At 40.2% G+C, this 9566-nt stretch carries 7 protein-coding genes and 2 pseudogenes; all 9 read right to left on the bottom strand.

The annotated features are described in order from the left end of the window. Positions 1 to 244, bottom strand: a pseudogene (locus P9Q65_RS12485) (hypothetical protein); the annotation flags it as partial. 565 nt (positions 245 to 809) lie between these two features. Then, on the bottom strand, positions 810 to 1439 hold the full coding sequence (locus P9Q65_RS12480) for a 3-ketoacyl-ACP reductase (RefSeq protein WP_304509789.1): 630 nt from the start codon (positions 1437 to 1439) through the stop codon (positions 810 to 812). A gap of 1 nt (position 1440) precedes the next feature. Then, positions 1441 to 1588: pseudogene (locus tag P9Q65_RS13490) on the bottom strand (transposase); the annotation flags it as partial. 257 nt (positions 1589 to 1845) lie between these two features. Continuing rightward, complete coding sequence (locus P9Q65_RS12475) at positions 1846 to 2979, bottom strand: M20 metallopeptidase family protein (protein ID WP_304509791.1); 1134 nt, start codon at positions 2977 to 2979, stop codon at positions 1846 to 1848. A gap of 59 nt (positions 2980 to 3038) precedes the next feature. Further along, complete coding sequence (locus tag P9Q65_RS12470; RefSeq protein ID WP_304509787.1) at positions 3039 to 3761, bottom strand: hypothetical protein; 723 nt, start codon at positions 3759 to 3761, stop codon at positions 3039 to 3041. 3 nt (positions 3762 to 3764) lie between these two features. Next, positions 3765 to 4832 (bottom strand): dihydrodipicolinate synthase family protein, encoded by a 1068-nt coding sequence (locus tag P9Q65_RS12465; protein WP_304509786.1) that lies wholly within the window; start codon positions 4830 to 4832, stop codon positions 3765 to 3767. Between the two features lie 30 nt (positions 4833 to 4862). Next, a complete protein-coding gene (locus P9Q65_RS12460; protein ID WP_304509784.1) occupies positions 4863 to 5879 on the bottom strand; it encodes an NAD-dependent epimerase/dehydratase family protein in 1017 nt (338 codons plus the stop codon). Positions 5880 to 5882: 3 nt separating this feature from the next. Then, on the bottom strand, positions 5883 to 7076 hold the full coding sequence (locus P9Q65_RS12455; RefSeq protein ID WP_304509782.1) for an Nramp family divalent metal transporter: 1194 nt from the start codon (positions 7074 to 7076) through the stop codon (positions 5883 to 5885). A gap of 542 nt (positions 7077 to 7618) precedes the next feature. Then, positions 7619 to 9301 carry a hypothetical protein gene (locus tag P9Q65_RS12450; RefSeq protein ID WP_304509780.1) on the bottom strand — a complete coding sequence of 561 codons (1683 nt, stop codon included), beginning with the start codon at positions 9299 to 9301 and terminating at the stop codon, positions 7619 to 7621. Positions 9302 to 9566 lie beyond the last annotated feature (265 nt).

Genomic DNA, 9566 nt, shown 5'->3' with positions numbered 1-9566 from the left:
CCATAGCCTCTATCTCAAGCCCATAGGGATTTTCTTCTACTATATAGTCCGTCTCCATCCAGCGAAAAGTTCGCGCCCGACCAATAAATCCACAATGTTCTTGATCTGGCAGTAACGGTCGTAAACGTTGATTCATAGCCTGATTACGGTAACCAAGTTCGTCAAGAATATCACATACAGCTGCCACATATAGATTTTCGATTATGTAATCAAATAGTTCCGTATCGTTTTTGAATTCTACCATGTTTGTGTAAAATTTGTTTTGCTTAAAAGAGAACTCCCATTTTTTAGTGACATTGTACCCACAGTTTTTTCTTCAGCTTTAATATTTGGTACTAAAAATCGTATAAGATTTTGCCTTAATGCTTTGTGAAATAAATTTTGGTTTTTACTTCGGATAAACTAAAAGTCACTGATTGGAGCTCTTATGTGTTTGATTAAATTTATCCTTTGCAAATGTTATTAATAATATCTTTAAGATCCACTACAATATGACTTTCAAACCCTAGACAAAGATTGTACAAATGCAAATCAAACTTAAAATCAAAAACCCTAGAGCTAGATAATCTTGTCTAACAGCACTGATACATAGCTTTTGGATTTCCAGTCTTGAATACGGTTTAAAACTGGCTTTTTTTAGATAGCTGCCAGCTTCAAATAAGGCAATAAATAAAATATAGGAGAATTGAGGGCGAACAAAAAACTGACTGATCGGATTGATTTAATAGGACCCAAGGTTGTGACCCGTCCTGAAATATGTATACACAAAACAACAAGTATATGTATAAAAATGACAGAGTAACCAGACGTTACAGTGAACCATTCAAGTTAAATATTTTAGCTGAACTTAGTACGGGGAAATCACCTTTGGCCAAAGAGGCGACCACTTTGCCTACATCTTCAGGGAAGCCCCATCGCCTCTGTACGGCAATGCCCTGCGCAAATAACGCATCATATTTTTCCAGTACCCCAGCGGTCATATCTGTCCTTATAATACCTGGACGCACTTCATAAACGGGAATATCAAAATCCCCCAATCGCACTGCAAACAAATGAGTCACCATACCTAACCCAGCCTTTGAAATACAATACTCTCCCCTATTGATGGATACTGTTTCCGCAGAGGTAGAGGAGACGTTTATGATACTTCCCCCGAATTCCGGATCGTCTTGTTTTTGTTCTACCATCCAATTGGCCACCAATTGGGTCAGAAAATATGAACCTTTTAAATTGATGTTCAAGACCCTGTCAAAACTTTCTTCGGTGGTTTCCAGCACACCTTTTCGCTCTTTTGGGGCGATTCCGGCATTGTTGACCAATACGTTCAACCTGTCAAAGCTATTTTCGACCTTTCCGATGATTTGCTGACGATCCTTACTGTCTCCAATATTCCCTTCCTTTAATGGTGTCCTATCGCCCTCGCTCGCATGGGTGATCACGAAGTAGAGCACCCCTATCATTAATCACAATGTACAGTTTGAAGCCATAGAACCACCCCATTGGCAATATCGCTGAACACATTATTGGCATTGATACGCTTGTTCTTACAGACCCTTATGGGCGTGGAGTCCACAAAGGATATCCCCGTTCAACGGGAAGGTTACCGAACATATCAATGGAAAGGAATATGGGTGGTTAGGAGGGAAAAGGTCATGCGGCCTTTTGCCGTATGTGCTTTTGTGCGGTCCCGAGGATGCCGGAAAACAGCAGCGGAAATACTTCCCCAGCTGACCGGCGTAGCGTGTTTATAAATAGAGGATTGCAGCGGATGGGCAAACCGACTTCCGCAGGAGGAAGCAGATCATCTACCGAAAAGCTTCACACGATTAATACATATAAACCAAATTAGATTTCATTTAGAGTTTTCAGCGCCAACCAAACCATCAATCCTCCACCAATTTCCAAAGCTTCTTCATCTATGTCAAATGTTGGGGTATGAAGACCAGAATTTATACCTTTATCCTTATTTCCTACACCTATTATGTAAAAACTGACAGGATTTTCAAAGGAATAGTAGGCAAAATCCTCCGCTGCCATCCACGGATCGAGGTCTACAATATTTTCAATTCCCAAATATTCCCCGGCTAATGCCTTTAAATTATCGGTTAGACCTACATTATTGATTAAGTGTGGATAACCATGATTGATCTTGAGCTCACAGCTACCCCCCATACCATCGGCAATTGAAGTAGTCAATTTCTCAAGTTTCAATAACGCTTCTTTTCGCCACGGTTCGTCCAAAGTGCGGAACGTACCTTCAATAAACACCTCATCGGGCAAAACATTTATAGCCCCGTTTGCATTAACCTTGCCAAAAGATAAAACTGAAGGCACTTTGGGCGAAGCCATTCTACTGACAAGTTGCTGTGCGGCAACTATGATATGGGAAGCAATCAATACTGAATCGACACTATTTTGGGGCATTGCAGCGTGCCCTCCCTTGCCTTTTACAGTAATAAAAAGTTCATCCATACTGGCCATAAACTTACCTGAACAAAAACCGACATTGCCTAAGGGAATATCCGGTCGTACATGCTGCCCAATATGTGGTAGTTTACCTAAGTCTTGATAACTTTTTTCTTTAATGACCAAACTTGCTCCGCCGGGCATGACTTCTTCCGCAGGTTGAAATAGTAGATTTACCGTTCCTTTTAGATCGGCTCTGATTTCGTTTAATATTTTAGCACTCATTAAAAGTGAAGCAGTATGGGCGTCATGCCCACATGCATGCATAATCCCCAAATTTTTTGATGCGTAGGTAACATCGTTTTTTTCAGTGATAGGCAAGGCATCGATATCGGCACGTAACAAGATAGATTTTCCCGGTATTCCCCCTTCAATTGTCGCTAAAAGTCCTGTTTCTACTAAGGACGTTACATTAGTGATACCCATCATCTCCAGTTGCTCCTTTATGTAAGCACAGGTTTTATATTCTTGAAAGGAAAGTTCGGGGTTCTGATGTAAATGCCTCCTAACCATTATAAAATAAGGAGCATATTGTTGTGATAGATTTTTTATTCTTTCTTTGATATCCATTTTTAATTATTTGGGGCCACAGTTGCTATCAAGGGATTCCTCAAACGTTTTGAATAATATTGAATTTGTTCTTCTGGTATTTCCGAACCAACTTCAAAAACCAAATAGGCATTTTTTTCATGATACCGACTGCCTTTCGGCGCGGTAGTAATAGAATCCATTAAAACTCGATTCCAATAGCGTCCATTTTCACTAGACTTGCTTATTTTGGTGTAAGATTTATATGTTGGTGAAGAATTGCCTTCGTTATTCATATTATCGTAAATCAATCGAATAGAAGCGAGTCCATATCCCTCATTCGTATTGTAAAAAGCAACAAACCTCGAATCGTCTGGGATAAGATTATTATTTAAAGAATCCAGTTCGGTATCGTATAGTTTTAAACGTGAAACTTTTCTGTCACTTATTTGGTAGGCAACATGGGTAAATAAACTATCCATAGTCATTTCATTATTGCGAAGTAGTTTAAGCGATGCTTCTTCTTTCATGGCCATGGTCGATTGAAATATAAAATACGGCAAATCCGCAAGGAAGGTATATTTTCCTTCCTTGCGGATTTGAAGATTTATTTGCTCCGGACCGGCTTGCTTATTTTCAATTTTGTCGACTTTTCCAGTGACATCATTCCCGAGAGAATTAGTCTTTGCGGATTTGCAGGAAGATATTATTCCAACAGCAAGAAGGGAGTAAACAATACTAACGGCCTTTCTTTTTTTCAGAATCATATCCTACAAGTCCTTCATCCATTCCCCAATATTGTTCGCTATAAACTCATCATCGTTGAGTTCGGGGTAGTCTTGGTAAACACGGTCGATTTCCTCTTTTTGTCCCAGGGAAAGTCCTTCTTTTTCATCAAGGCACCATATTCCCTTTAAAATACCCTGCCGGTACAACACCTCATGAATGCCAGCAATACAACCTTGAAAATTATTCGCCGAGTCAAAGAAAGCGGCGTTCGAATCGGTTACTGCAGCGTTCATGGTCAATAAATCTTTTGAAATGGTGTTTTCTGATTTTTTTACATTTTTTATGATCTCAAGCAGTTTAACAGCTTTATGGGTCCAAACTGCCCAATGGCCTAGCAAACCACCAACAATTTCTTTAACAACTGGTTTGTCGTTGACATTGAATTTATAGGTTGTCAACAAATCAATTAATATATTGTCATCGTTACCCGTGTAAAGAGCGATTTCATCACATCGGGACGACTCACATACCGCCCTGACTACTTCCAAGGTTTGGTACCGGTTAAACGGGGCCATTTTTATGGCATGGACATTTGCTATTTCGGCAAAGGCCTTCCAATAATCAAAACTTAGTACCTTGCCCCCAACCGCGGGTTGCAAGTAGAAACCGAATACGGGGATTACCTCTGCAATTTTTCGGGTACGTTCCAACAAAGCTTTTTCGGACCAATTGCCCAATCCATTTGTACTGACCAGCACAATGTCATACCCCAATTCCGCGCAGATTTTGGCATCGTTGATGGCTTGTTCCGTATTACCGCTTACCCCAGCTACTTTTATGAAAGGTCGATCCAGATCCGCCTTTTCAATTTCTTTAATGGCCAATTCGAGCACTTTTCGGTAAAGTCCGATTTCTGGATCACGAATCTGAAATTGGGTGGTATGAACGCCAATGGCAATGCCCCCAGCTCCGGAGGCGATATAATACCGGGTCAATAACCGCTGTCGGTCTTCGTCCAATTTGCGATTGGAGGTCAGGGCCAAAGGGTGTGCCGGTATGACCGTTCCGTCTTGTAACAATGCTTTTATTTTTAGATCTAAATCTTTCATTTTTTTATAATCTTCCTCAGGGTATAAAATTTAAAAATCTCCTTTCCGTTCTTGAAAATGGGTGCGTTTACTTATTTCTTGGCCTCCCGCTTTCACCCATTCCACGGTCATCAGTATCATATCGTTGAGCACAACGAAAGGATTTCCAAACAGTTCAAATGAATGTGAGGCAGCGTTAAGTAAAGCCGTTTCGGCCGGCCGGTTCTCAAAAATTGGCATTTTTCCGAAATGCTCGCCAAATTGTTCGGCAAGCCACTGTACCGATATCGTTTCTAGCCCCGTAATGTTCAATTTTTTGGCAGGGCATTCACAATGCAATAGGCTTCTGATAGCGTATTCGTTCGCATCGCCTTGCCAGATTACGTTGACGTGGCCCATACTCAAATCGATGGGTTTTTGGGAAATTACCTTTTTAGCGATTTCTAAAAGCACGCCGTACCGTAAATCCAGGGCATAGTTTAAACGGTATAATAACATTTTGGTTCCATTCTTTATGGCAAAATGCTCGAACACCCGTTCCCTGCCCAAACAGGATTGGGCGTATTCCCCAATGGGAGAAGGTCTTACACTTTCCGTTGCGCCCCCACTTTCGATGGGCATGAAAGGATAGATATTTCCCGTGGAAAACACTACGATGTTGGAGTTTTTGTACTTCTCCGCCACCCTTCCCGGCAGATAGGCGTTCATTGCCCAGGTAAAATGTTCGTTGCCAGCCGTTCCAAATTTATTGCCGGCCATATAGATGATATTTTCAGCATCGGGTAGGTCGTTCAATGCAGCATCGTTCAATAGATCGACCTTATAACATTCAATCCCGAACTCGGTAAGTTCCTTGTAAATCGTTTCGTTCGAAAATCGCGAGGCACCCATTACTCTTTTTGATACTCCTGCCTGTTCAATGGATCTCTTGAGCAACTTCGCCAAGCTTGGACCCATTTTCCCTCCCAAACCCAAAATCATGATATCGCCTTTGATCTTAGCGACATCTTCAACTAGTCTATCGGAAGGTTCCGACAATTTGTTTTCCAGTTCTTCTACAGTTTGCATATGCTATTTTATAAAAAGATTATACCCGTTGGTCATGGCCAAAAATAATATGATCAACCAACCCAAAATCATAAACACCTTTAAGCCAATGCTTAATTCTATTTCTTTTTTTGCCGAATTCTCAAAAGCGATTAGGAGCAGCAATAGTCCTATTAAAGGCGATACCATAATGGTAAGGCCTTGAGCTACAACGATCAACTCTATGGGCAAATTACCAAAAACTATAGCGACCATTGCCCCTATCAAGATGACCAACATGATCATTGCCCGCACTTTTACCGATTCCAGTCTCATCCCTAAATTTAACGCGTCCGATAATAAAACCCCACCCAAGGTGGCATTTCCCAATAAGGAAGAAAAGGAGGCCGCAAAAAGGCCTAGCATAAAAATATTCGTGGCATATGGACCAAAAATCGGCTCCAATGCCATACCCATTTCGGTGGCACTATTTACCGCTATCCCTTTGGGGAATAAAACGGATGCACCGACCAAGAGCACGGTCGAGGTAATTACGCCCAAGATAACGATTCCGGTAATACCCTCGCGTTCGTGAGATTTTTCTTTGGCCTTGGTCCATCCCTTTTCCTGCACCAGATACGATTGATAAAAAGCTCCAGCAATTGAAAAACTTGACGCTACCAGTGCTAAAGCAAGCATTTCGGAGCCCGAAGGAACACCGAAAGTAAACTGTTCAACCACTTTTGATATGTCTGGGTTAGAAATGATCAAGGTAAGCACAAAGGAAATCAACATTAAAATGACCATACCAATCATTACTTTTTCAAGAATCTTAAAAAAGGCCTTAAAAAACAACAAGTAAATAGCGATGGCCGATATACCGATAATCCATGGTGTGGACGACATTGTCAAGGTTTCGCTAAAAACCATTCCGGCACCTATTGAGTTTCCCGCTTGGAATGATGCTGCTACCAAAAAAAGTCCTGACCCGATCAGGATGGCAACCCAACTTCCATATTTGCGTCGAATCTGTTGGAGCAAAGAAATTTCGGAGGCGATGCCAATACGTGTGGATACTATTATAAAGGCACCCATGAACAAAACACAGAATGGTACAATCCACAGCAGCTGATACTCGTAGTTTGCCCCGATCTTCGATGCCACGGCCAAACTACCGGGACCCAATACCAAGGCTGCTGTAATAAAGCCAGGACCGATAAGCTCAAAGATTCTTTTCATTTTTTTGTTGGAGTAAACTGTTATATTTATTAGTATAGAATAATGTTAAAACTAGTCACAAAATGTTCTGTTATTATGTTCGCTATGGTTCATTTCTTTTAAAAGATCGTCCATCAAACAATATATTGCTATAACTTTGTCTTGGAGCATTTTTAAGTTCTTTTTGAAGTTCATATCTCAAAATTAATGAACTTATATGCTCCTCCTTTTTAGGAAACTCGGGTTAATTAATATATTATCAATTAGTATTAATTTTCAACAAAGACAGTTCACTATTGTTTCTGGCAATTAGAATGGCCTTAATTGAGCAATGTTAATAAAAGAGGCATCCTTCACATTACCCTTTGCCCAAAAATTGGAAATGTAATTTGGCATGAAAGAAAATCCCGCATTTTTTGTGCCTGTAATGAATATGACATTCCAATTAGAACGAAAAGAAATAATAGTTTTTCATAAGGTGTTGTATTTGTAAATGAATTGGTTTAGTTATTGATTAATATAATATAGTCTTAATCTGATTATTTTGCCTATCAAATCTGAACCTAGAGACCTTCGATAATGATTCTTCCTTTACCTGAACGCTTGATATTTACGGCGTAATCTCCATTTCCGAGGCTTCTAAGTGTATACCCTTCCTTATCTAAATTTCCCCGCAGTTTCAATTTGGTACTATTTTCGGTAATCTTTACTGGTTTAAAGGTCAATCTCAAATAATCGATTCCAGCACTGTTGGTGGCTAGATATTGAACCCTATTGTTGTCATATAGTACATCGGTGATTATGCCTTCGGAATAAAGTATATGATTTTCCCCAGCAGGTGCCCATTCCGGTATTCCGGCAAATGCTTGATAGAACATCCTTGGGGCTTCACCATAGCAGTCGCCCCACCACGGGGATACTCCATTGGAAAACGGACTTTCAAAGGCCATTCCCGAATCATCGTTGCAGTACGTCACAAAATTTAAGGCCCGAAAAGCCTTTTCTTTGTACGATTCGTCTCCCGATACAGCATACCATCGGGCGCATTCCGCAGCGTATCTGGCGGTCATGTAATCCATTTTCGGAAAATATATATCCTGTTCGCCGACGATATTGGCGCCCCAGATCGTTGACGGTTCTAAAGGAATACCATTTGCTTCTTCTAGCGTTAGACCTATACCGTAGTCCTCAGCGTTCATAATTGCCGATTTGTGCACGAAGTTATCCTCGGTCCATTTAATTAATTTTGGCATATTGGTTTTCCAGTTAGGATCCAGTTCGGGATAATCGAAAATGCCTAATTTGAAGTTGCTCGCACTTAGATTACTCTTATAAGTATTACTGTTTATAGCGGTATCCGTATGACCGTCAGTCCAATATCCCGTCTTTAAAGGAAATTCCAATAAAAAGTCACGAGCCAGTTCTCGAGCTCGTTCATAGGCCCTCACATTACCTACCCCTTCTTTGATCAAATTATCTAAAAGCATAAAACAGCCCGTCCAATTGGCCCCATATTCCGAAGTGATCTCACCTGTACTCATAAGTACCCTGTATGGCCATACGGATTGAGTGGCGGAACCTTTACGCACATTTTTTGCAAGAACATCAGCTACATTCGTGGCAGCCTGCAAATATTTCTTGTCCCCAGTATAGAGATACATTCTATAATACGCATACCCTAATTCTCCTGCGTGATCTACATGTACTTCATGCAATGCGAACCCAGCCTTGTTAAAACCTTTAAATTCGGTCTCACCGGGATTGACCGCGGTATAAGGAAAATTAGGCCATGCAAAATCAGAAGGGCTAATACCATGTTCCAAGGTATAATCCATATAATCTTTAGCTATTTCCATTACACTCGAATCTCCTGTGTAGGCATAGTAGAGACGCGCACTTTCAAAAAGCATATTCACTTTTTCTCCAGGGTCGTTCATCCACATAACAGGCTCTATCTTCCCGTCATTTTCCGTGAACGACGCATAAAAATAAAACTGGGGATAATTGGAGCGGGGAGCGGGGCCGGGAGCATTCGGCATTTTGTTCTTGATAAAATCCCATCGGATATGTAGAAAATGATCATATGCGTTTCCTTCTGTATACCATGGAAGCAATTTGTTCTCGTCATCAAGTACCACTTTGTGATCACAAAATGAGGTTGGTGATATTTTACATTGGGAAAATATTAAATTCTGAATATTGAAAATCAATATCGCTAATAAAATTGTGTAGTACTTTACATTCATAATGTTGTCTTTAAATATTTTTGCTTAATAAAATATGATGCTGCAATATACATCAAGTTGTCCATGAAATTTTATTCAGACATTTTTAAAGCCTGTACAAAGTCTATACATTATGAGACCGTTACAAAAGACAACGTAAATTGATTCCTTTTTTGAGTTCCAATTTTTTTAGTCTAAAATTCACCAAATTTTTAATTTTCTTTTGATTTTAGTGCATATTAGCCTGTTTTTAATACTCATTTTCCCTTAATCTTTAGAATTAGAC

Origin of the sequence: Anaerotignum sp., from assembly GCF_030625865.1 — a bacterium.
Lineage (GTDB): Bacteria > Bacillota > Clostridia > Lachnospirales > Anaerotignaceae > Chakrabartyella.
This window is presented reverse-complemented; position numbering and strand designations above follow the sequence as displayed.